Origin of the sequence: Dactylosporangium sp. CS-033363 (genome assembly GCF_050942475.1) — a bacterium.
GTDB lineage: Bacteria > Actinomycetota > Actinomycetes > Mycobacteriales > Micromonosporaceae > Dactylosporangium.
Genome location: NZ_CP192032.1, coordinates 8,787,575 through 8,809,907, shown reverse-complemented (window position 1 = coordinate 8,809,907; position 22,333 = coordinate 8,787,575). Strand labels below are relative to the sequence as shown.

Here is a 22,333-nt window from a genome sequence, read left to right as displayed (position 1 = left end):
TCGAAGTGGATTTGGAGTGAACGCACCGATGGAGCAGCTGGTGTTGGCCGTCCTCACCCTGATCTCGCTGGTGCTGACGGTACAGGCGGCCCACGCCCTATATCTCATGATCTACACGTGGGACCAGCCCGAGGCGGACGCCAAGGCCCGGGTGCCCGATCAACGTGCTACGCCGGAACTCTCCTTCACCGCCATCCTCCCCGCCCGGCACGAGGAGGAGGTCATCCAGCACACCATCGCCCGCGCCGCGTCCGCTGACTACCCGCCCCACCTGGTGCAGATCCTCGTCGTCTGCTCGGCCGACGACGTGGGCACCATCGAGCAGGCCCGGGCCCAGATCAACGCGCTACGGGCGGCCGGGCGGACCAACGTCGACGTGGTCGTCTTCGACGACGGCCCGATCAACAAGCCGCACGGGCTCAACACCGCCCTGCGCTACGCGACCAGCAACGTGGTGGCCATCTTCGACGCCGAGGACGAGGTCCAGCCGGAGCTGTTCGACATCGTCAACACGATCATGCTCACCGACGACGTCGCCGTGGTGCAGGCGGGCGTGCAGCTGATGAACTTCGAGTCGAACTGGTACTCGACGTTCAACGTCCTGGAGTACTTCTTCTGGTTCCGCAGCCGCCTGCACTACCACGCCAAGAACGGCGCGATCACGCTCGGCGGCAACACGGTCTTCTTCAAGAAGGAGATCATCGAGCGCCTCGGCGGCTGGGACGAGAGCAACCTGACCGAGGACGCGGACATCGGGCTGCGGGTGTCCAGCATGGGGGAGAAGGTCCGGGTGGTCTACGACGACCGCTACGTGACCAAGGAGGAGACCCCGCCGACCCTGCAGAGCTTCATCAAGCAGCGCACCCGCTGGTGCCAGGGGTTCATGCAGACGCTGGGCAAGGGCACCTGGAAGCTGATGCCGAACCGCCGGCAGCGCTTCCTGGCCTGGTACACCCTGGCCTTCCCGCACGTCCAGGCGATGCTCGGCTTCTACCTGCCCGTCGCGCTGCTCAGCGCGTTCGTGCTCAGCGTGCCGGTGCCGGTCGCGATGGTGTCCTGGCTGCCGGTGCTGCTGCTCGGGGCGCACTTCGTGATGAGCGTCGTCGGGCTCTACGAGTTCACCGGTGCGCACGGGCTCAAGGCGCGGCCCGGGATCGTGGTGAAGATGGCGATCACCTGGTTCCCGTACCAGATGGTCCTGTCCTATGCCGCCGCCCGAGCCCTCTACCGCCAGCTCAAGGGCGCCACCAACTGGGAGAAGACGGCCCACGTCGGCGCCCACCGCACCCAGGAACCGGAGCTGACCAATGTCGGCTGACGTCCTCACCAGGCCGAAGAAGCCGCCGTCCGGCACCGCGAAGCCGGCGGCGAAGGCCCCGAAGCTGCTCATCGCCGTGTGCGTGCTCATCGGGGCGGTGAGCCACGGCTGGAACATGTTCCGCTATCCGCTGTACCTCACCGACGAGGGCATCTACATGGAGCAGGCCTGGTCGGTGCTGAAGGAGGGCAAGCTCTCCCCGTACACCTACTTCTACGACCACGCCCCGATGGGCTGGCTGGCCCTGGCCGGCTGGGTCGGCATCCTGCCGGGCGGGTTCAACGCCTTCGGCAACGCCCTCAACACCGGCCGGGTGCTGATGCTGATCGTCCACCTGGCGTCGGTCGTGCTGATGTTCGAGATCGTGCGCCGCTTCACCGGCAGCAAGCCCGCGGCGGTCCTGGCCACCGTGGTGTTCAACCTGTCCCCGCTCGGGGTGTACTACCAGCGCCAGGTCCTGCTGGACAACCTCATGATGTTCTGGATCCTGCTCGGGATCTACCTGCTGGCCCGCAAGGACGGGCGGATCGTCACCGCGATGGGGGCCGGCGCCTGCTTCGGCGTCGCCCTGGTGACCAAGGAGAACGCGGTCTTCCTGCTGCCGGGCTGCGCGTACCTGCTGCACAAGAGCATCAAGGAGCAGAACAACCGGCGCTTCGGGGTCAGCTTCTGGTGGTTCGCGGTGCTGGCGCCCGTCATCGGGTACCTGCTCTTCGCCCAGATCAAGAACGAGCTGTTCCCGGAGGGCTTCCGGTTCAACCCGGACAACAACCAGCTGCAGGGCCACGTGTCGCTGCTCAACACGATCTGGTGGCAGCTGCACCGCAACTCCAACAGCTCGACCGGCCTGTCGTTCACGTACCTGCTGCAGGAAAGCTGGCTGTTCAAGGACCGGTACATCCTCATCGGCGGCGTCGCCGCGACCGTGCTCGCGCTCATCTCGGGCCGGCGCAACAAACGGCTGCGCACCCCGATGCTCGCCTGCGCCCTGATGGCCCTGGGCTACGCGTTCTACCTGAGCCGCAGCGCGCTGCTCGACTTCTACATCGCGCCGATGGTGCCGCTGTTCGCGCTGAACCTCGGCATGTTCTTCGGCTGGCTGACCCGGCGCACCAACCAGGCCGGGGCGGCGGTGCTCGTGGCCTGCCTGCTGGTGCCGGTGCTCGTGATGCCGGGCGGGTTCATGGTCAAGTACAACACCAAGGGCGAGCTGGAGTTCAGCGACGCGTACCGGCTGCCGCTGACCCGCCTGCAGGAGCAGCAGGTCGCCTGGATCAAGCAGAACATCCCGACGAGCGCCCGCCTGATCATCGACGACGACATCTGGGTGGCGCTGCACGACACGAATCCGCCGTACAAGAACGCCCATCCGCACTACAAGGCCACGTCCGACCCGGACGTGCGGGACAAGGTCTTCCATTCCAGCTGGGAGAACGTCGACTACGTCGTGATGTCGAACAAGATGCGCGACGCCCTCCAGCGCGGCGGCGAGACCTGGATCATCGAGGCGATCGACCAGCACGGGGAGACCGTGTGGCAGGCCACCCGGGGCGACGTCTCGCTGTCAATCGTGAAGATCGGCAACACGTCCTAGCTGGAGCTGGAGTCGACATGCAGACGCTGAAACACCGGCCGGCGCTGAACCGCACCCGGAAGAGGAAGCGCAACAAGGTCAAGATCTCCCGCAAGCGGCTGCTGCTGGCCGGTGCGGCCGCGGTGCTGCTGGTGATGATCGGCCGCTCGCTGCTGCCCGCGCTGGGCATCTCCGCGCCCGGGATCGGCGGGGGCGCCGGGGATGCCCCGACGGAGGTGCAGACGAAGGCGCCGCCCGCGCCCACCATCGACCTGAACGGGGTCATGGTGCAGGGTGGCGGCACCCCGATGATCACCCTGAACCCGGGCCTGGTGCGGCTCGGCGGCGGGGTGACCGTCTCGGGCTCCGGCTTCGACCAGGGCTCGATGGTCGACGTGTACCTCGGCCCGTCCTCCACGCCCGGCCAGAAGAAGCCGCCCAGCGGCGCGGCCGACGCCAAGCCGAAGCAGGTGGCCACGGCCAAGGCCGGAAAGTGGGGCGTGTTCACGGCCAACTTCACGATGCCCAGCAAGATGACGGTGCCCATCCAGGAGGTCACCGCCCAGGCCCGCGGCAGCGACAAGGTGGCCAAGGCCGACGCGTCGGTGGCCCAGGGCGCCGGGCAGGCCACGCTCTCGGCGATCGTGGGCAAGCCGGGCGACACGATCAACCTGACGGTCAAGGGCTTCACGCCGGGCGAGCAGCTCAACGTGTACTGGGGCCGGATCAACGGCGACCCGAACCTCACCCTCAAGGCCGACGAGGGTGGCGCGGTGGGTAAGACGCCGATCAGAGTCGGCGTCACGGCCGTCGGGCAGACCAGTCTGGTGGTCGTGGGCAAGACCAGTGGCGCGGCGGCGAGCGCGCCGTTCCAGGTGCTGCGGTTGTACCCGTCGATCAAGCTCGCGCCGTACGCGGTGAAGGCGACCCAGAAGATCAGCTTCTCCGGCTCCGGGTTCGCGCCGGGCGAGCGGGTGCTGGTGCGGCTCAACGCGGCCGGCGGCCAGCCCGTCATGGCCATCCCGACCGACGACGCCGGCACCTTCAAGGGCGCCGGGATCACGATGCCGTTCCAGCTCAAGGGCGCGCAGTCGCTGGTGTTCACCGGCGAGCAGAGCCGGGCCGCGGTCTCCAGCGGCTTCACCATCCTGCCGTTCACCCCGCAGGCGCGCACCAACGCCTACGGCGGCCTGCCCGGCACCGTGGTGAACTTCTACGCCACGCAGTTCGCGCCGAACGAGGCCGTGCACGTGACGGTGAAGACGTCCAAGGGGGCCAAGCCGGAGACGGTGGCCGCCTTCCGGGTCGATGCCAAGGGCGCGGCGCGGGCGGTCGGGCAGTACACGATCCCGGGTGACACCGAGAACACGGTGGTCTTCCAGCTGCACGGCCAGCGCAGCGACGCGACGGCGACGGTGAACTTCAAGGTCGACCAGTCCGGCGGCCCGGTCGACATCCCGTCCGCCAAGCCGTACGTGATCCCGAAGAATCTGGAGAACTGAGGCCGGTGTACTGGCAGGCGTTCCGCGCCGCCCCGGAGGCGTTGGTCCTGTGTGACGCCGACGGGGTGGTGCGCCTGGCCAGTACGGCCGCCGAGACGCTGTTCCGCCGGGAGACGGCCGACCTGTTCGGCCGCTCCCTCGGCGAGCTCTTCGTCGGCCGGCCGGTCTTCGCGCCCGGCGAGCAGCCCTCCCCGGCCCTGGTCCGGCTGCCCGACGGCGGCGAGCTCCCGGTCGACGTGCGGGTGCGCACCCTGGAGGGCGATCCCAGCCACATGCTCGCCCTGGCCGTGGAGGAGCGCGGCTCGCCGGGGCGCAGCCGGGCCCTGCTCGAGCAGCGCATCGCCCGGCTCACCCTCACCGGCCAGGAGCAGGGCGAGCTGCTCGGCGACGTGATCGTCACCCAGGAGCGCGAGCGGGCCCGCATCGCCGCCGGGGTGCACGACGACAGCCTGCAGGTGATCACCGCGGCCACGCTGCGGCTGCAGCAGCTGCGCCGCCGCCTGCGCGACCCGGAGGAGCTGGCCGTCCTCGACCGCCTGGAGGCGATGCTCGTCCAGGCGGCCGACCGGCTGCGCCGGCTCATCTTCGACTTCCGCCCGCCCCGCCTGGCCGAGGAGGGGCTGGCCGCGGCGACCGAGGACCTGCTCGACGACCTCGCCGAGCAGCACGCGATCGGGGTCCGCGTCGACTCCCGGCTCACCGCCGAACCCGCCCTGCCGACCCGGGTGCTGGTGTTCCGGATGCTGCAGGAGGCGGTGGCCAACGTCGGCAAGCACGCCGGGGCCGACCGGTGCACGGTCATCCTCGGCGAGGAGGACGGCGGCTACCTCGTGCGCGTCATCGACGACGGCGTCGGCGCCGAGAGCCTGCACACCGACCCCGGCCACCTCGGGCTGCTGCTCATGCAGGAACGGGCGGCGCTGGCCGGAGGGTGGTTCCGGATCAGCAGCCTGCCCGGGCGCGGTACCACCGTCACGTTCTGGGTACCACGCGGCGCCGACCTCGAGTCGAAGGGAACCGCATTGTGAGCCATCCGCCGTACCGGGTCCTCATCGTCGAAGACCACCAGGTCGTCGCCGAGGGGCTGGCCGCGCTGCTGAACGAGCACGCGGAGCTGCGCGTCGTCGCGCTGGCCTCCAGCGTGGGCGAGGTCGAGCACCTGGCCGACGTGGAGCGCCTCGACGTCGTGCTGTGCGACTTCTGGCTGCCCGACGGCACCGGGGCCGAGGCCGTCGCCGCCCTGCGCAGCCACCAGCCCGAGATCGCCGTGGTGTTCCTCAGCGCCGACCAGAGCGACCAGGTCATCCTCACCGCCCTCGAAGCCGGGGCCGCGGGGTACCTCGTGAAGAGCGCGGGCGGCGCCGACGTGGCCGAGGCCGTGCGCCGGGCCGTCGACGGGGAGATCCTGGTGCCCGCCCGCCAGCTGGCCAAGCTGCTCGCCCGCCGCCGCGAGCACGCCCAGCGCTCGGAGGAGCACGCCCGGCGGCTGGACAGCCTGACCCCGCGCGAGCGGGAGATCCTGGCCCTGATGACCGAGGGCATGGACAACCGCGACATCGCGCGGGAGCTCAGCATCAGCTACACGACCGTCCGCAGCCACGTGCGCCACCTGCTGTCCAAGATGGGTGCGCGCTCGAAGCTCGAGGCCGTGGTCCGCGCGGCCGAGTGGGACACGCCGTCGAACGCCGCGTAGCCGCTGTGACGCAGGCCGCACCCGCGGCGGGAACTGATCGAATCCACCGAAGGTTGACTTATTGTTGACTGCGCAATGACTATCCGTCACGCATTTGGTGGATCCATAAATCCGGCATTTGTACGCTGACCGCATATGTCCGATATCCGTAATGTTCTGACCTGCCCCGCCGTCACACGTGAGGACAGGTCAGCTCAATGGGTCGCACGCGCCTTTACTGGATTTCCGCACTGGTCGCGCTCGCCGTCGTAGCCGTCGCACTGGTTCCGCTGTTGCACAAGGACAAAGACAAGCAGGTCCACCCGGGCCTGACGCAGTCCGGTCAGCGGCTGCAGATGCCGCTGCACGCCGAGGGTTCGAAGATCGTCGACGCCCGCGGTGAGACCGTGACGTTTACCGGTGTCAACTGGTTCGGTCTGGAGACCAACACGTTCGCGCCGCACGGGCTCTGGTCGCGCAACCTCGGCGACATGCTCGACCAGATGGTCGGCCAGGGCTTCAACTCCATGCGCCTGCCGTACAGCAACGAGCTGTTCGACGCCGCCTCCAAGCCCAACGGCGTGGACTACGCGCTCAACCCGGATCTGAAGGGCCTGACCGGTCCGCAGCTGATGGACAAGGTGGTCGAGGGCGCCACGAAGCGCGGCATGATGGTCATCCTGGACCGGCACCGCCCGACCTCGCAGGGCCAGAGCAACCTCTGGTACACCGACAAGGTCAGCGAGGACCGCTGGATCTCGGACTGGGTGAAGCTCGCCAAGCAGTACAAGGACAACCCGCTCGTGGTCGGCGCCGACCTGCACAACGAGCCGCACGGCGAGGCCACCTGGGGCGACGGCAACTCCAAGACCGACTGGCAGGCCGCCGCGGAGCGGGCCGGCGACGCGGTGCTCAAGGCCAACCCCAACTGGCTGATCATCGTCGAGGGCATCGAGAACTACAAGACGGCCGACGGCAAGAGCGACGGCTACTGGTGGGGCGGCAACCTGCAGGGCGCCAAGGAGCACCCGGTGAAGCTGTCGGACCAGTCCAAGCTGGTGTACTCCGCGCACGACTACAGCCCCAAGGTCTGGTCGCAGACGTGGTTCACCGACCCGAAGTTCCCGGCCAACATGCCCGCGCTGTGGGACAAGCAGTTCGGCTACCTGGTGAAGAACAACACCGCCCCGGTGCTCATGGGCGAGTTCGGCGGCCGCTCGGTGGCCGAGAAGGACGCCCAGGGCAACAAGGACCTGGAAGGCATCTGGCAGCGCAACCTCGTCGCGTACCTCAAGGACAACGGGCTCAGCTACACCTACTGGGCCTGGAACCCGAACTCCGGTGACACCGGCGGGGTCCTCAAGGACGACTGGAAGACGGTCGACGCCGACAAGGCCGCGCTCCTGAAGACCTACCAGGCGCCGCTCGCCGCCGCGGCGCAGTAACCGGCAAGGCCCTCCCTCCGCTGCTAGATTGGCGCGGGGGGAGGGCCGATCCAATGCCTGATATCGATACGGTCGTCGACACCGCGGCAGGGCCGCTCAACGCGATCCTGTGCACCCCCGAGGGCCCCGCCCGCGGGGGTCTCGTGCTGTCCGACGGCTCCGGCCCGGCCGACCGGCACGCCTGGCAGGGCGTCCCGGAGTGGCTGGCCGCGCGCGGGATCGCCAGCCTGCGCCACGACAAGCCCGGCTGCGGCGGCTCGCCCGGCGACTGGCGGGCCCAGACCTTCGCCGACCGGGCCGCCGAGGCCATCGCCGCCCTGGCCGTGCTGCGCAAGCAGGCCGGGGTCGAGCGGGCCGGGCTGATCGGCTACAGCCAGGGCGGCTGGGTGTCGCTGCTGGCCGCCGTCTCCGTCCCCGACCACGTGGACTTCGTGATCACCCTCGGCGGCCCGTTCGTCGGCGTCGAGGAGCAGGAGCGCACCCTGCTGGCCCGGGTCATGCGCCGGCACGGCCTGCCCGAGGAGTCCGTCGCGGCCGGGCTGGCCTGGGCCGACGAGCGCGCCGCCCGGCTGGCCGCGGGGGAGGACCCCGCCCAGGTGCACGCCGAGCAGGCCCGCCACGCCGGCGACGACTGGGCCGCGATCGTCTGCGACCGGCCCTACGACACCCCGGAGGAGCTCGGGTTCTTCGCCCGGATGCTGCCCTTCGACCCGGGCGCGGCGCTGCCGTTCCTGCCCTGCCCGCTGATGGCCTTCTTCGGCGCCGACGACGAGCACGTCCCGGTCGAGCGCAGCCTCTCGGTGCTGGGCGAGCGGCTGCCCGGCAGGTATCGGGGAAGTAACGGTGTGGCCGTGCTGCCGGGGGTGGGGCACATGCTGTACCCGGTCCCGCCGCGGGACGATATGTCGCTGTTCGCCCAGTTGTCACCGGGCTTCCTGCCCCTGCTCGGGGCCTTCCTGGACCGGGTGGCCCCCGACCACCCATAGCGGTTCGCCGATTCTGTGTGGCCCGACCACATAGCGACGTGCCTCACGCCACTCCTAGCGTGTCGAACACCGCCAGCAGGCGCTGGCCTTAACAAGGCGTTCACACGGAGGAAGCGTTGATCAGGCAGACAAGCGCGCCGCGGCGGGTGTTGTTCGCGGCGCTGGGGCTCTCGCTCGCCGCGACGTTCGCATCTGCGTGCAGCAGCCCCCAGGAGGCCGCTCAGGAGCCCGCCGGCGACGGCGCACCGATCAAGGTCGGGCTGGTCTACTCGCAGACCGGGCCCCTCGCGAGCTACGGCAAGCAGTACATCGAGGGCTGGAAGGCCGGGCTGGCGTTCGCCACCAAGGGCACCGGCAAGGTCGGCAACCGGCCGATCGAGGTCAAGGAGGCCGACGACGCCGGCGACGCGGCCAAGGCCGTCTCGGCGGCCAAGGACCTCATCGGCCAGGGCTACAAGATTCTCGCGGGCAGCACCTCGTCCGGCGTCGCCACCCAGATGGCACCCCTCGCGGCGCAGAACAAGGTCCTGTTCATCTCCGGCCCGGCCGCCACCGACGCCGTGACCGGCATCAACAAGTACACGTTCCGCTCCGGCCGGCAGTCCTACCAGGACGTCCTGGCGGCCAAGTCCTACGTGCCCGCCCCCACGGGCAAGAAGGTCCTCGTGTTCACGCAGGAGGGCGCCTTCGGCAAGTCCAACGCCGACGCGGTGAAGGCCGTCATCGGCGGCGCCGGGGCCACCGTCGACACCCTGTCGGTGCCCGCCAACGCCACCGACTTCACCGGCTTCGCGGTCCAGGCCAAGAACGCCAAGGCCGACATGATCTTCGTCGCGTGGGCGGGCACCACCGCCACCGCGATGTGGCAGGCCCTCGACCAGCAGGGCGTGCTCGGCTCGACGCTGGTGGTGACCGGCATCGACCAGCGGGCGTCGTGGCCGACGTTCGGCGCGGCCGGCGGGAAGATCTCGCTGCTGGCCCACTACTTCGACGGCGCCAGCGACAACGAGGCCACCGCCGCGCTGCGCAAGGGCGTCGAGGGCGGCAAGGTCGACCTGTTCCACCCGGACGGCTTCACCGCCGCCCAGATGGTGGTCCGGGCCGCGCAGGAGGGCGGGGACGACGTCGACAAGATGGTCACCGCGCTCGAGGGCTGGTCGTTCGACGGGGTCAAGGGCAAGCTGACGGTCCGCAAGGAGGACCACGCCCTGCTCCAGCCGATGTTCCAGGGCAAGTTCACCGGCAGCGGCGCCGACCTGAAGCCCGAGCTGGTCAAGGCGCTCGACCCGGCCGACGCCGCACCGCCGGCCGCGCAGATGAAGGGCTGAGGCCTTGGCCAACGCACCGGGTCCGGTGGCCGGTGGTGTCCTCGCGGACGCCCCGGCCACCGGCCTGCTCAGCACCCGGCGCCTGACCTGGCGGATCGGCGGGGTCGCCATCGTCGACGGGGTCAACCTCGACCTCGCCGAGGGCGAGTTCCTGGCCGTCATCGGCCCCAACGGCGCCGGCAAGACCTCGCTGTTCAACCTCATCTCCGGGCTGCGCAAGCCGTCGGACGGCACGGTGTCGCTGGACAAGCGGGACATGACCCGGCTGCCGCCGCACCGGCGGGCCCGGCTGGGCCTGGGGCGTACCTTCCAGTCGTCCTCGGTCTTCGGCTCGCTGACCGTCGCCGCGAACGTGCGGCTGGCCGTGCAGGCCCGCCGCGGCGGCTCGATCCGCCCGTTCCCGCTGCCCGGCAAGGACCGGGACGTGGCCGAGCGCGCCGAGCGGGTGCTCTGGCGGGTCGGCCTCGACCACCGCGCCGGGGCCATGGCCGGCACCCTGGCCCACGGCGAGAAGCGCAAGCTCGAGATCGCGCTGCTGCTGGCCGGCGAGCCGCGGGTGCTGCTGCTCGACGAGCCGATGGCCGGGGTCAGCGCCGAGGACGTGCCGGGCCTGGTGGCCCTCATCCGCACGCTGACCCGCGAGGAGAAGCGCAGCGTGCTCATGGTCGAGCACCACATGGACGTCGTGCTGGACCTGGCCGACCGGGTCGCCGTCATGCACCACGGGGCGCTGCTGGTCTGCGACACCCCGGACGTGGTCATGGCCGACCGCACCGTCCAGGAGGCGTACCTGGGAGAGAAGCTATGAGCATCCTCGACGTCGAGGGCCTCGACGTCCGCATCGCCGGCTCGCACATCCTGCAGGGTGTGACGTTCGGCGTGGCCCCGCAGGGCGTGACCGCGCTGCTCGGGCGCAACGGCGTGGGCAAGACCACCACCCTCAAGGCGGTGCTCGGCCTGCTGCCGCGCGGCGCCGAGCTGGCCGGCGAGGTCCGCTTCGCCGGGGCCCGGGTCACCCGCCAGCAGACGTTCAAACTGGTGCGCGACGGCCTCGGCTACGTGCCCGAGGACCGCGGCGTCTTCGGCGGGCTCACCGTGGCCGAGAACCTCCGGCTGGCCGAGCGGCCCGGCACCGCGCCGGACTACGAGCGGGTCTACGGGCTCTTCCCCGAGCTGCACCGGCGCGGCCGGCAGCGGGCCGGCACCCTCTCCGGCGGCCAGCAGCAGATGCTCGCCATCGGCCGGGTGCTGCTCAACCCCAACCGGCTGCTGCTCATCGACGAGCCGACCAAGGGCCTCGCGCCGAAGGTCGTCGGCGAGGTCGCGGCCGCCCTGCACGCCGTGGCCCAGGTGGTGCCGATGCTCCTCGTCGAGCAGAACCTGGCCGTGGTGCGGCGGCTGGCCCAGAACGCCGTGGTGATCGCGGCCGGCAAGGTCGCCTACACCGGCGCCGCGCCCGATCTCCTGGACTACACCGAGAAGACCAAGTCGCTGCTGGGCGTCGGGAAGGCGGACCACGCATGAGCACGATCGTGCTGCTGACCCTCACGGGCCTCGGCCTGGCCGCCCTGTACTTCCTCGTCGCCTCGGGCCTCGCGCTGGTCTTCGGCCTCGCGGACGTGCTCAACTTCGCGCACGGGCTGTTCCTCTCCGTCGGCGCGTACGGCACCTGGTGGGCCTCGCTGCACCTGCCCGGGGCCGGGTCGAGCGGCTTCGGCTTCGTGCTCGCGGTGCTCTTCGGCGTCGTCTGCGGCACCGTCGTCGCCGCGCTGGTCGAGCTGGTGCTGATCCGGCCGCTGTACCGGCGCACCATCGAGCAGGTGCTGGTCACCGTCGGGCTGTCGCTCGCGGGCGTGGCGCTGCTGCAGGCCTCGTGGGGCAGCGACCCCAAGCCGTACCCGCGTCCACAGTGGACCCAGGAGCTCACCACGGTGGCGGGCGCGCGCGTCCCCAACGACCGGTTCCTGCTCATCGGCGCCGCGATCGTGGTGCTGGGCGGGTTGCTGGCCTTCCTGAAGTACACCCGGATCGGTCTGGTCATCCGCGCGGGCGTCGAGGACCGCTCGATGGTCACCGCGCTCGGCATCGACGTGCGCCGCGCGTTCACGCTGGTGTTCGCGATCGGCGGCGCGGCCGCGGCCCTGGCCGGCGCGCTCGGCGGCGTGTTCACCGGCGCCATCTCGCCGACCGGGGGCAGCTCGCTGCTCATCTTCGGGTTCATCGTCGTCGTCATCGGCGGCATGGGCTCGGTCACGGGCGCCGCCTACGCCGCCGTCGCGGTCGGGCTGCTGCAGCAGTTCGTCAACTACACCTCGTCGGGCCTGGGCGACATCTGCGTCGTCGCGCTGCTCGCGGTGGTGCTCCTCGTCCGTCCACAAGGGATCACCGGGAAGGTCGCCACCTCATGACGACACAGACCGCCCAGTCCGCGCGCAGCGCACCGGCCCCCGCGCCGCGCGGCCGCCGGGTCCCCATCGCCCGCTTCGGGCCGCTGGTCGCGCTCGTCGTGTTCGCGGTGCTGCCGTACTGCGGCCTGAAGCTCCCCGGCATCTTCGACTCGGCCGTCAACGCGCCCGGCACCCTGCAGCTGCTGGCGCTGTGCCTGGTCTTCGGCGCCCTGGCGATGGGCTACGACCTGCTCTTCGGGCGTACGGGCATGCTCTCCTTCGGCCACGCGCTGTACTTCGCGGCCGGCGTGTACGGCACCGACATGCTCGTCACCAAGGCGGGCTACGGGCTGTGGACGGCGATCCTGCTGGCCGTCGTCGGCACCGCGACCCTGGCCGCGCTGCTCGGCGCGATCGCGCTGCGCACCGGCGGGATCGCGTTCGCCATGGTGACGCTCGCCTTCGCCCAGGTCGCCGCGATCACCATCGGCCGCGACCCGGGCGGCGCCACCGGCGGCGAGGAGGGCCTGCCGATGGACACCTCCAAGGTGCCGGACTTCCTGGTGGGCGTCTCCAACACGGTGAACCTGTACTGGCTCGCGCTCGCGGCCCTCGTCGTCACCGTCCTCGTCGTGCACGCCATCGCCGACTCCCCGTCGGGGCGCGTGCTCGCCGCGATCCGCGACGACGAGCGGCGGGTCGGGGTGCTGGGGCTGGACCCGTACCGCTACAAGCTCTTCGCCTTCACCGTCTCCGGCGGCCTGGCCGGGCTCGCGGGCGCGATGTACGCGCTGCTCATCGGCGGCGCGACCCCGCACATCGCGGCCTCCGACCAGACCCTGACCCTGCTGGTGATGGTGGTCCTGGGCGGGCCGGGCACGCGCTGGGGCCCGCTGATCGGCGGGTTCCTGTTCACGTACCTCGACTACCGCCTGGTCGCGCTGGGCAACTCGGACGCGGTGGAGGGGCTGCCGGGCATCCTGCGCGGGCCGTTGTCCCAGCCGCTGTTCATCCTCGGCACGGTCTTCATCCTCGCCGTGTACTTCTTCCCCGGCGGCCTCGCGGGGCTGCGCACGCGGCTCGGCCCGCTGGCGCGCTGGATCCCCGAGCGGCGCACATAGCTCTATATGTAAATATGTGGATTGACTCCGTAGTGACCTCGGGAGTGGCAGCCGTACCTTGTGACGGCCGTCACTCCCGACGTCTTTGGAGGGTGAATCCCACATGGATGGTTCCGCGCTCGTCGCGCGCGGCCTCACCCGCGACTTCCGCGGCTTCCGCGCCGTCGACGGGGTCGACCTCGATGTCGCCGCCGGCGCCGTGCACGCACTCGTCGGGCCCAACGGGGCCGGCAAGACCACGCTGTTCAACCTGCTGACCGGGTTCCTCGCGCCGACCGCCGGGCGGATCGAACTGGGCGGCCGGGACATCACCGGGCTCGCACCCGAGCGGGTCGCCCGCCTCGGCATGGCGCGCTCGTTTCAAATTGCCAGCCTGTTCCCCCAGCAGACCGTGCGCGCCCACGTGGAGCTGGCGCTGCAGGGCAGTACCAACCTGGGCTGGTCCTTCTGGCGCTCGGAGAAGCCCCTGCGGCGCTTCCGGGCCCACGCCGAGGAGCTGCTGGACCGGGTCGGGCTGGCCGCGGCGGCCGACGACACCGCCGGCAGCCTCGCATACGGGCGCAAGCGGGCCCTCGAACTGGCCATCGCCCTCGCGCTCGACCCGCGGGTGCTGCTGCTGGACGAGCCGACCGCCGGCATGGGCGTCGAGGACGTCGAGCGGACCGTCGAGCTCATCGCGGCCGTCCGCGACGGGCGGACCGTCGTGCTGGTCGAGCACAACATGAGCGTCGTCGGGGCGCTCGCCGACCGGGTCACCGTCCTGCAGGCCGGGCGGGTCCTGGCCGAGGGCCCCTACGACGAAGTGCGCGCCGACGAGCGCGTGATCGAGGCCTACCTCGGGAGCGCCGATGCTGCGCATTGACGGACTGTCCGCGTGGTACGGCGAGGCCCGCGTGTTGCGCGACGTCGCCCTGGACGTGGCCGAGGGCGAGGTGGTCACGCTGTGCGGGCGCAACGGGGCCGGCAAGACCACGCTCCTGCGCTGCGTCATGGGCCTGCACCCCGGCCAGTCCGGAACCGTGCAGCTCGCGGGCGCGGACATCAGCCGCCGCCCGGCCCACGCGCGGGCGCGCGCCGGGCTCGGGTGGGTGCCCGACGACCGGGGCGCGTACGCCACGCTCACCGTCGCCGAGCACCTCGCCCTGCCGCCGGTCGTCGGGCCGCGGCCGTGGAGCCTCGACGAGATCCACGAGGCGTTCCCCAACCTGCACGAGCGCCGGTCCAGCCCGGCCACCAGCCTCTCCGGGGGCGAGCAGCAGATGCTCGCGCTGGCCAGGGTGCTGCGCATGGGCGCCACGGTGCTGCTCTGCGACGAGCCCACGGAGGGGCTGTCCCCGCTGCTCGTACGGCGGGTCGGCGAGATCCTGCGCCGGGCCCGCGACCACGGCGCCACGGTCCTGCTCGTCGAGCAGAACCTGCGCTTCGCCACCACCGTCGCCGACCGCCACTACCTGCTCGCCGAGGGGCGGATCACCGGCACGTTCGACAACGCCGACGTGCGTTCCCGCGAGGCCGAACTCCTCGCGCATCTCGGTATCTGACCGGAGGTACACCCCATGAAGCGTTTCGTTGTGTTCGGCGCCGCCCTGTGCGTCGTGTTGTCCGGCTGCGGCGGCGGAGGCCCGCGCAGCTCCGGCGGGTCCGGCCTGAGCGGCGACAAGATCGTGCTGGGCGTGCTCAACGACCAGTCCGGCGTCTACGCCCAGCTGTCCGGCAAGAACTCCGTCGTGGCCGTGCAGATGGCCGTGGAGGACTTCAAGGCCAAGTACGGCGACAAGGCCGTCACCAAGAACATCACGGTGGAGACGGCCGACCACCAGAACAAGCCCGACGTCGCCAACACCCGCGCCAGCGAGATGTACGACCGCCTGGGCGTCGACGCGATCCTCGACGTGCCGACGTCCTCGGCCGCGCTGAAGGTGGCCGACGTCGCCAAGCAGAGCAAGAAGTTGTACTTCAACATCTCCGGCGCCACCACCGACCTGACCGGCAAGTCGTGCAACAAGTACACGTTCCACTACGCCTACGACACGGCCATGCTGGCCAACGGCACCGGCACCGCGGCCACCCAGGGCGGGGCCAAGAACTGGTACATCGTGTACCCCGACTACGCCTTCGGCCAGGACATGCAGAAGTCGTTCGCGGCCGCGGTGACCAAGGGCGGCGGCACGGTCGTGGCCAGCGACCCGACGCCGTTCCCGAACGACAACTTCTCCACGTTCCTGCTCAAGGCGCCGACGCTCAGCCCCAAGCCGGACGTGCTCGGCACCATGCAGGCGGGCGCGGACCTGGTGAACCTCGTCAAGCAGTACAACGAGTTCAAGCTCAAGGACAAGGGCATCGGGCTGGCGGTCGGGCTCATGTTCCTCACCGACATCCACTCGCTGACCCCGGACGCGCTGGCCGGGACCACGTTCACCGACGCGTGGTACTGGAACTTCGACGAGCGCAACCGCGCCTGGGCCGACAAGTTCGCGGCGCGCACCGGTGGCCAGCGGCCCACGTTCGCGCACGCGGCCAACTACTCGGCGGCGACGCAGTACCTGGAGGCGGTCCAGGCGGCCGGCACCGACGACGCCGACGCGGTCGTCAAGCAGCTGGAGGGCAAGAAGGTCGACGACTTCTTCCTGCGCGGCGGGGAGTTCCGGGCGGCCGACCACCGGGTGCTGCACGACGCCTACCTGGCCAAGGTCAAGCCCGGCTCGGAGGTCAAGGAGCCGTGGGACTACGAGCAGATCGTCAAGACCATCCCGGCCCAGGACGCCTTCCGCGCGCCGTCGCCGGACTGCAAGCTCTGATCCGCCATGGGACTGCTCACCCATACGGTGAACGGCCTGGTCGGGGGCGGCTTCTACGCGCTGCTCGCCCTCGGCCTGGCGGTCATCTTCGGCCTGCTGCGGGTCGTCAACTTCGCGCACGGGGCGTTCTACATGCTCGGCGCGGTCGGCGCGTTCGTGCTGCTCGAGGAGTTCGGGCTGTCGTTCTGGATTGCCCTTCTTCTGGTACCGCTCGTGCTCGGTCTGCTCGGCATGGTGCTCGAGCGCACCGTGGTGCGGCGGCTGGCCACCCTGGACCCGCTGTACAACTTCCTGCTCACGTTCGGCCTGACGCTGATCCTGCAGGACGCGGTGAAGTCGCGGTACGGCACGCAGTCCAAGCCCTACGGCGCGCCGGCCGGCCTCGGCGGGACGGTCGACTTCGGGGTGTTCGACTTCCCGGCGTACCGCATCTTCGTCCTCGCCGTCGCGGTCGCCCTGTGCGCCCTGGCCTGGTGGCTGCTGACCCGCACCCGGGTCGGGATGGTGGTGCGGGCCGGCATCGAGCGGCCCGACCTGACCCGCGCCCTGGGCATCGACGTCGGGCGGTGGATCGCGCCGGTCTTCGGCTTCGGCGTGGCCCTCGCCGCGCTGGCCGGGGTCCTCGCCGCCCCGATGCGCGCGGTCAATCCGCTCATGGGCGCCGATCTCATCATCGGGGTCTTCGCGGTCGTGGTGATCGGCGGGCTCGGCTCGGTGTTCGGCTCCGTCGCGGTCGCGTTCGGGGTGGGACTGCTGCAGGCGTGGAGCGAGGCCTACGCCCCGCCATTGCTGGCCCAGACGCTCATTTTCCTACTGATGGCTGTTGTACTGCTGGTGCGTCCGGCCGGTCTCTTCGGGCGAGAGGGGGCGGCATGACCGCTGCAGCGAAGCGGAGGCGGGCATGCTGCGGCTTTTCCGGGGATGGAGGTGACACAGCGTGAGATGGGTGCTCCTGGCCGCCGGTGTCGCGGTCGCGGCGTGGCTGCCGAACGGGATCTATCCGGCGGTGGCGGTCGACATGCTCTGCTGGGCGCTGTTCGCCGTCGCGATCGATCTGCTGCTCGGGTACGGCGGGCTGCTCTCCTTCGGGCATGCGGCGTTCTGGGGGACGTCGGCGTACACGGCCGGGCTGATCGCGGCCCGGCTCGGGGCGCCGTTCCCGGTCGCGGTGCTGGGCGGGGCGCTGACGGCGGCCGCCCTGGCGGTGCCGATCGGGTGGCTCGCGGTACGCCGGACCGGGATCTACTTCGCGATGGTCACCCTCGCCTTCGCGCAGATGATCTACTACGTGGCCAACGCGTGGTCGTCGGTCACCGGCGGCGAGAACGGGCTGCAGAGCGTGCCCCGCGAGTTCTTCGGGCTGGACCTGTCCGACCCGTACTACTTCTACTACGCGGCGCTGCCGATCGTGGCGCTCGGCCTGCTGCTCGCCTGGCGGATCGTGCACTCGCCGTTCGGGCGGGTGCTGGTCGCGGTCCGGGACAACGCGAACCGGGCGCGGGCGCTGGGATATCCGGCTGGGCGGTACAAACTGCTGGTCTTCGTCCTTTCGGCCTTTCTGGCCGGGCTGGGCGGGGGACTGTTCGCGGTCGCGCACGGGTTCGTGTCCCTCGACGTGGTGCACTGGACGACGTCGGGCAAGGGCGTGGTCCTGGTCGTGCTGGGCGGCATCGGCACGCTGTGGGGCGGGGTGCTCGGGGCCGGGCTCGTGGTGGACCTGGAGGACCAGCTCTCGCAGGCCGGCTTCGACCTGATCGGGCTGGTGACAGGCGGCATCTTCGTGCTCGTGGTGCTGCTGTTCCGGCGGGGACTGTGGGGGAGCCTGGCGGATTTATTCCGCCGTTTCCGCCGGCTGTGACGGGACGCACTTTTCAATACGAGACGGTTCCGTATCGGCGTGGCCGGGTCTACGTTGATACGGAACTGTTCCGTATCGTTTTGCTTCGCGTTCCGACCAGGGGGAGCTACACCGTGGACGCATCAACCCAAGCAGCACCAGCCAACACCGGACATCCTCGACGCTGGGCCATCCTCGGCGTGCTCGTCATCAGCCTGCTCGTGGTCGTGCTGGACAACACCGTCCTGAACGTGGCCATGCGCACCATCGCCGACCCGGAGAAGGGCCTGGGCGCGTCCCAGAGCCAGCTCGAGTGGGCGATCAACTCGTACACCCTCGTCTTCGCCGGCCTGCTCTTCACCGCCGGCATCCTGGCCGACCGGCTCGGCCGCCGCATCACCCTCACCGTCGGCCTGACCCTCTTCGGCATCGCGTCGCTGGTCTCGGCCTACTCGGACTCGGCCGACCAGCTGATCTGGGCCCGCGCCCTGATGGGCCTGGGCGCCGCCGCGGTCATGCCGGCCACCCTGTCGATCATCGCCAACGTCTTCGACCCGCGTGAGCGCGGCCGCGCCATCGGCGTGTGGGCCGGCGCCGTCGGTCTCGGCGTGGCCATCGGCCCGATCGTCGGAGGCCTGCTGCTCGAGCACTTCTGGTGGGGCTCGGTCTTCCTGATCAACGTCCCGATCGTGATCGTCGGCCTGATCCTGGTCAACGTGCTCATCCCCGAGTCGCGCGACCCCAAGCCGGGCCGCATCGACTTCGTCGGCGTGCTGCTGTCCATCATCGGGCTCACCCTGCTCACGTACGGCGTGATCGAGGGCGGCGACCACGGCTTCGGCAAGTTCGAGTCCTGGGGCGCCCTGGTCGGCTCGGTGGTCGTGCTGGCCGCGTTCGCCCTCTACGAGCGGCGCATCGAGTTCCCCTCGCTGGACGTCAAGCTCTTCAGCAACCGGCAGTTCAGCGCCTCGACCGGCATGATCGGCCTGGTCTTCTTCGCGGCCATGGGCATCATGTTCGTCAGCGCGTTCTACCTGCAGCTGGTCCGCGGCTACGGCCCGCTCGCCTCCGGCGCCCTGTTCGTGCCGTTCGCGGTCGCCCAGATGGTCTTCGCCCCGCGCAGCGCCGCCATGGTCAAGCGCTTCGGCCCCAAGGCCGTCAGCACCACCGGCCTGCTGCTGGTCGCCATCGGCCTGGCCGCCTGGACGTTCATCCAGGCCGACACCCCGATCTGGATCGTCGGCGCGCTGTTCTTCCTCATGGGCGTCGGCATGGCCAACGTGATGCCGCCCGCGACGGAGGCGATCATGTCCGCGCTTCCCCGTGAGAAGGCCGGCGTCGGATCGGCCGTCAGCAACACCATCCGTCAGGTCGGCGGCGCCCTCGGCGTGGCCGCGCTCGGAGCCGTCATCTCCTCGGTCTACCGCGACCACATGGACTCGGCCACGAGCAGCCTGCCGGCCGCGGCGCGCGACGCCGCCAACGAGTCGATCTCGGGCGCGTACGGGGTCGCCGAGCACGCGGGCCCCGCGGCGCCGGCACTGATCCAGCACGCGAACGACGCCTTCCTCACCGCCATGCACGGCGCGGCCATCGGCTCGGCGGCCTTCGCCGTCCTCGGTGCCCTCGTCGCCGTGATCTGGCTGCCGAAGCGCCGCCCGGCCGACGCGCCCGCCCCCACCACCGCCGAAGGTCTGGCGGAGGAGCAGGGTGTCGAGCTCGTAGCGGTCGGCGACTGAACGAGGCGGAGGAAACCGGTGAGTAGCTTCGGTGTGAAAACTCGGTAACAATGGAACCCATGACGCTCAGCGTGGATGTGGTGCCTGACCAGGACCGAAAAGGTCCCGGCCGGCCCCGCAGTGCCCGGGTCGACGAGGCGATCGTCGAGGCGGTGTTCGAACTGCTCAGCTCCGGCCAGAGCGCGGACGCCATCTCGATCGAAGCGGTCGCCGCGAAGGCCGGCGTTGGCAAGGCGACGATCTACCGCCGCTGGCCCAACAAGGAGGCGCTGCTGATCGACGCCGTGCTGGCCATGAAGGGCCCGTTGCCCGAACTCCCCGGCGAGTCCGTCCGGGGCGACCTGATCGAGCTGATCGCGGCGATGCGCAACAAGCGCATGTCGCACTACGGCAAGGTCACGGCCTGCCTCATGCCGGAGCTGTTCAAGAACACCGAGATGACCCGCGCCTTCCAGCAGGCCGTCTCGGAGCCCCGCCGGGAACTGATGCGCTCCGTGCTGCGGCGGGGGATCGAGTCGGGGGAACTGCGGGCCGACCTGGACATCGAGATGGCCCTGCTGGTGCTGTCGGGCCCCACGCTGACGCAGAACATGCTGCGGTGGAACCCGAACGTGCCGGACGAGGGCTTCGCGGAGAACCTGGTCGACTTCGTCCTGCGCGGGGCGCACGCCTGACCCCTTGGTCAACCGGCCCGGCCGTGCCCTCGTGGCACGCGCCGGGCCGTTGCGGCTCTAGGTGGACTGCAGGCGGTTCAGCCGGAGGGCCAGCTGGACCTCCAGGGCGCGTTCGGGCTTCTGCCAGTCCGGGCCGAGCAGTTGGGCGATCCGCTCCAGGCGCTGCGTCACCGTGTTCACGTGGACGTGCAGGAGTTCCGCGGCGCGGGCCAGGCTGCCGCCCACGCCGAAGTAGGCCTCCAGCGTTTTCACCAGGGCGGTTCCGCGCCGGACGTCGTAGTCGACCACGGGGCCGATCGTCGCCGCCAGGAAGGACTGCACGTCGCGGTCCCGGCCGTCCGGGGCCGAGCCCAGCAGCAGGCCCACGAAGCCCAGCTCCGCCGTGCTCGCGCCCGTGCCGGTGCGGCCCAGGGCGGTCAGCGCCGTCACGCAGCGGTCGGCGTCGCGGTACGCCGCGGCGATGGCCTCCGGGGACGTGGCCGGGCCGCCGGCGCCCGCCGTGATCGGGCGGGACAGCAGTTTGCCGAGGTCGCGGGCCACCGCGCGGGCCGCGTCGCCGGGGGCGTCGCCCGGGAGGAGCAGGACCACGTGGCCGTCGCGGGCGGCGGCCAGGCCGGAGCGGCTGTGGGCGTACGTCTGGGCCCAGGACACCGCGCGCTGGCGCATGGAGCCGGCGGTCAGGGCCTCCGCGCCGATGGCCACCACGACGTTCGGGGCGTCCAGGTCGACGCCCAGGCGCTTCGCCCGGGTGCGCAGGGCATCCGCGTCGCGGACCGGGCGGGTGATGACGTCGTCCAGCAGTTCGCCGCGGACCCGGCCCTCGGCCTCGGCGACCGTGCGGCGGAACAGCTGCAGCAGGGCCGTGACGACCGCGGCGCGTTCCAGGATGCGCTGGTCGGCGTCGACCAGAGAGGCGTCGGGGCGCAGGACCAGGGCGCCGAGGTTCTCCGCGCCCGCGACGACCGCGGCCACCCACAGTTCGCCGCGGCGGACGCTGCGGCCCTCGGTGCGGGAGGCGGCCAGGGCCTCCGCGATGGCCGAGGGGTCGGGGCGGGCCAGCTCGCCGACGAGGGCCAGAGTGCGGCTCTCGGCGTCCAGGACCAGCAGGGAGCCGCCGAGGACCTCGACGACGACTGCGGCTACGTCCTCGACGCCGGCTCCGCGCAGTACCAGGGCGGTCATGCGATCGTGAGCGGCCGCCGCGCGCTCCACCGAGTCGCTGTGGGCGCGGATGACGCCGTTGGCCGTGGACAGCTCGGCCAACGCCTCCTGGGTCTCGCCGAGCAGGCGGGCGGTGTCGATCGCGACGGCGGCGTTGGCGGCCAGGGAGACGAGGAGCGAGACCTCCTCGCGGGCGAAGGGGCGGGCCGATCGATTGGCCGCGTAGAGCACGCCGATGATGCGGGCGCCCAGCCGGAGCGGGACGCCGAGGATGGCGATCAGGCCCTCCTCGCCCACGCCCGCGTCGATGTCGCCGGTGTGGCGGAAGCGGGCGTCGCGCGGGTAGTCGGCGGTGACATAGGGGCTGCCGGTCTGGGCCACGAGGCCGCCGAGGCCGGCTCCCATGGGCAGGCGCAGGGCCTGGAAGCGCGCGGAGATGGAGCCGTCGGTGACGCGCATGTAGGTGTCGCCGCGGGTCTCGTCGTTCAGCGTCATGTACGCCACGTCGGCCCCCAGCAGCGTCCGCGCGCGGTGCACGATGGCGGCGAGCACGGCGTCGACGTCGCGCAGGCCCGCGAGGTCGCTGGCGGTGTCGAAGAGCCCGGACAGCTCCTCCTCGCGGCGGCGGCGGCGCTCGAGCAGGGCCCGCACGCGCAGCGCCACGACCTTGCCCTGTTCGAGCTCGGCGATGCGGTCCGGGGGCAGCCCGGCGCCCCGCGCGGCGACGAGGGGGCCCTCGAACTCGACGGCGGCCGCCTCCCGGGCCAGCAGCTCGAGGTACTCCAGCATCGT

The 22,333-nt window shown here is 71.0% G+C and carries 20 protein-coding genes; 19 read left to right on the top strand and 1 reads right to left on the bottom strand.

The window, feature by feature from the left end; genetic code table 11:
• Positions 1-106 precede the first annotated feature (106 nt).
• From ACQPZ4_RS40520 to ACQPZ4_RS40430, 19 genes are all read left to right on the top strand, one after another.
• Positions 107-1,318 carry a glycosyltransferase gene (locus tag ACQPZ4_RS40520; RefSeq protein WP_433048470.1) on the top strand — a complete coding sequence of 404 codons (1,212 nt, stop codon included), beginning with the start codon at positions 107-109 and terminating at the stop codon, positions 1,316-1,318.
• Positions 1,308-2,912, top strand: a complete 1,605-nt coding sequence (locus tag ACQPZ4_RS40515) for an ArnT family glycosyltransferase (RefSeq protein ID WP_433048468.1) — start codon at positions 1,308-1,310, stop codon at positions 2,910-2,912. Before ACQPZ4_RS40520 ends, ACQPZ4_RS40515 begins: the two co-directional genes overlap by 11 nt.
• A 17-nt stretch (positions 2,913-2,929) precedes the next feature.
• Positions 2,930-4,393, top strand: coding sequence for a hypothetical protein (locus ACQPZ4_RS40510; protein WP_433048465.1), 1,464 nt, complete (start codon positions 2,930-2,932; stop codon positions 4,391-4,393).
• 5 nt (positions 4,394-4,398) lie between these two features.
• Entirely contained in the window at positions 4,399-5,421 is a 1,023-nt protein-coding gene (locus tag ACQPZ4_RS40505) for an ATP-binding protein (protein WP_433048462.1), read from the top strand.
• Positions 5,418-6,086 carry a response regulator gene (locus ACQPZ4_RS40500; protein ID WP_433048459.1) on the top strand — a complete coding sequence of 223 codons (669 nt, stop codon included), beginning with the start codon at positions 5,418-5,420 and terminating at the stop codon, positions 6,084-6,086. Before ACQPZ4_RS40505 ends, ACQPZ4_RS40500 begins: the two co-directional genes overlap by 4 nt.
• Before the next feature lie 197 nt (positions 6,087-6,283).
• Positions 6,284-7,510, top strand: coding sequence for a glycoside hydrolase family 5 protein (locus ACQPZ4_RS40495; RefSeq protein ID WP_433048456.1), 1,227 nt, complete (start codon positions 6,284-6,286; stop codon positions 7,508-7,510).
• A 53-nt stretch (positions 7,511-7,563) separates the two neighbouring features.
• Positions 7,564-8,496 (top strand): alpha/beta hydrolase family protein, encoded by a 933-nt coding sequence (locus ACQPZ4_RS40490; RefSeq protein WP_433048453.1) that lies wholly within the window; start codon positions 7,564-7,566, stop codon positions 8,494-8,496.
• A gap of 119 nt (positions 8,497-8,615) precedes the next feature.
• Positions 8,616-9,824, top strand: coding sequence for a substrate-binding domain-containing protein (locus tag ACQPZ4_RS40485; protein WP_433066875.1), 1,209 nt, complete (start codon positions 8,616-8,618; stop codon positions 9,822-9,824).
• Between the two features lie 64 nt (positions 9,825-9,888).
• Entirely contained in the window at positions 9,889-10,632 is a 744-nt protein-coding gene (locus ACQPZ4_RS40480; RefSeq protein WP_433066872.1) for an ABC transporter ATP-binding protein, read from the top strand.
• Positions 10,629-11,348, top strand: coding sequence for an ABC transporter ATP-binding protein (locus ACQPZ4_RS40475; RefSeq protein WP_433048450.1), 720 nt, complete (start codon positions 10,629-10,631; stop codon positions 11,346-11,348). Before ACQPZ4_RS40480 ends, ACQPZ4_RS40475 begins: the two co-directional genes overlap by 4 nt.
• Positions 11,345-12,232: a branched-chain amino acid ABC transporter permease gene (locus ACQPZ4_RS40470; protein ID WP_433048447.1), complete on the top strand. Its 888-nt coding sequence runs from the start codon at positions 11,345-11,347 to the stop codon at positions 12,230-12,232. Before ACQPZ4_RS40475 ends, ACQPZ4_RS40470 begins: the two co-directional genes overlap by 4 nt.
• On the top strand, positions 12,229-13,332 hold the full coding sequence (locus tag ACQPZ4_RS40465) for a branched-chain amino acid ABC transporter permease (RefSeq protein ID WP_433048444.1): 1,104 nt from the start codon (positions 12,229-12,231) through the stop codon (positions 13,330-13,332). Before ACQPZ4_RS40470 ends, ACQPZ4_RS40465 begins: the two co-directional genes overlap by 4 nt.
• Before the next feature lie 103 nt (positions 13,333-13,435).
• Positions 13,436-14,194, top strand: a complete 759-nt coding sequence (locus tag ACQPZ4_RS40460; RefSeq protein WP_433048441.1) for an ABC transporter ATP-binding protein — start codon at positions 13,436-13,438, stop codon at positions 14,192-14,194.
• Positions 14,181-14,873, top strand: a complete 693-nt coding sequence (locus ACQPZ4_RS40455) for an ABC transporter ATP-binding protein (protein WP_433048438.1) — start codon at positions 14,181-14,183, stop codon at positions 14,871-14,873. The genes ACQPZ4_RS40460 and ACQPZ4_RS40455 overlap by 14 nt, the downstream gene beginning before the upstream one ends.
• Before the next feature lie 15 nt (positions 14,874-14,888).
• Positions 14,889-16,130: an ABC transporter substrate-binding protein gene (locus ACQPZ4_RS40450; protein ID WP_433048435.1), complete on the top strand. Its 1,242-nt coding sequence runs from the start codon at positions 14,889-14,891 to the stop codon at positions 16,128-16,130.
• A 6-nt stretch (positions 16,131-16,136) separates the two neighbouring features.
• Positions 16,137-17,006, top strand: coding sequence for a branched-chain amino acid ABC transporter permease (locus tag ACQPZ4_RS40445; RefSeq protein WP_433048432.1), 870 nt, complete (start codon positions 16,137-16,139; stop codon positions 17,004-17,006).
• A gap of 61 nt (positions 17,007-17,067) precedes the next feature.
• The gene (locus ACQPZ4_RS40440) at positions 17,068-17,988 is read left to right on the top strand and encodes a branched-chain amino acid ABC transporter permease (RefSeq protein WP_433048429.1); all 921 of its coding nucleotides are present in this window, start codon (positions 17,068-17,070) and stop codon (positions 17,986-17,988) included.
• Positions 17,989-18,167: 179 nt separating this feature from the next.
• On the top strand, positions 18,168-19,706 hold the full coding sequence (locus ACQPZ4_RS40435; protein ID WP_433048426.1) for an MFS transporter: 1,539 nt from the start codon (positions 18,168-18,170) through the stop codon (positions 19,704-19,706).
• A gap of 59 nt (positions 19,707-19,765) precedes the next feature.
• Positions 19,766-20,380, top strand: coding sequence for a TetR/AcrR family transcriptional regulator (locus ACQPZ4_RS40430; protein WP_433048423.1), 615 nt, complete (start codon positions 19,766-19,768; stop codon positions 20,378-20,380).
• 57 nt (positions 20,381-20,437) lie between these two features.
• On the opposite strand, the gene ACQPZ4_RS40425 is transcribed toward ACQPZ4_RS40430, so the two are convergent.
• Positions 20,438-22,330: a helix-turn-helix domain-containing protein gene (locus tag ACQPZ4_RS40425; RefSeq protein WP_433066869.1), complete on the bottom strand. Its 1,893-nt coding sequence runs from the start codon at positions 22,328-22,330 to the stop codon at positions 20,438-20,440.
• Positions 22,331-22,333 lie beyond the last annotated feature (3 nt).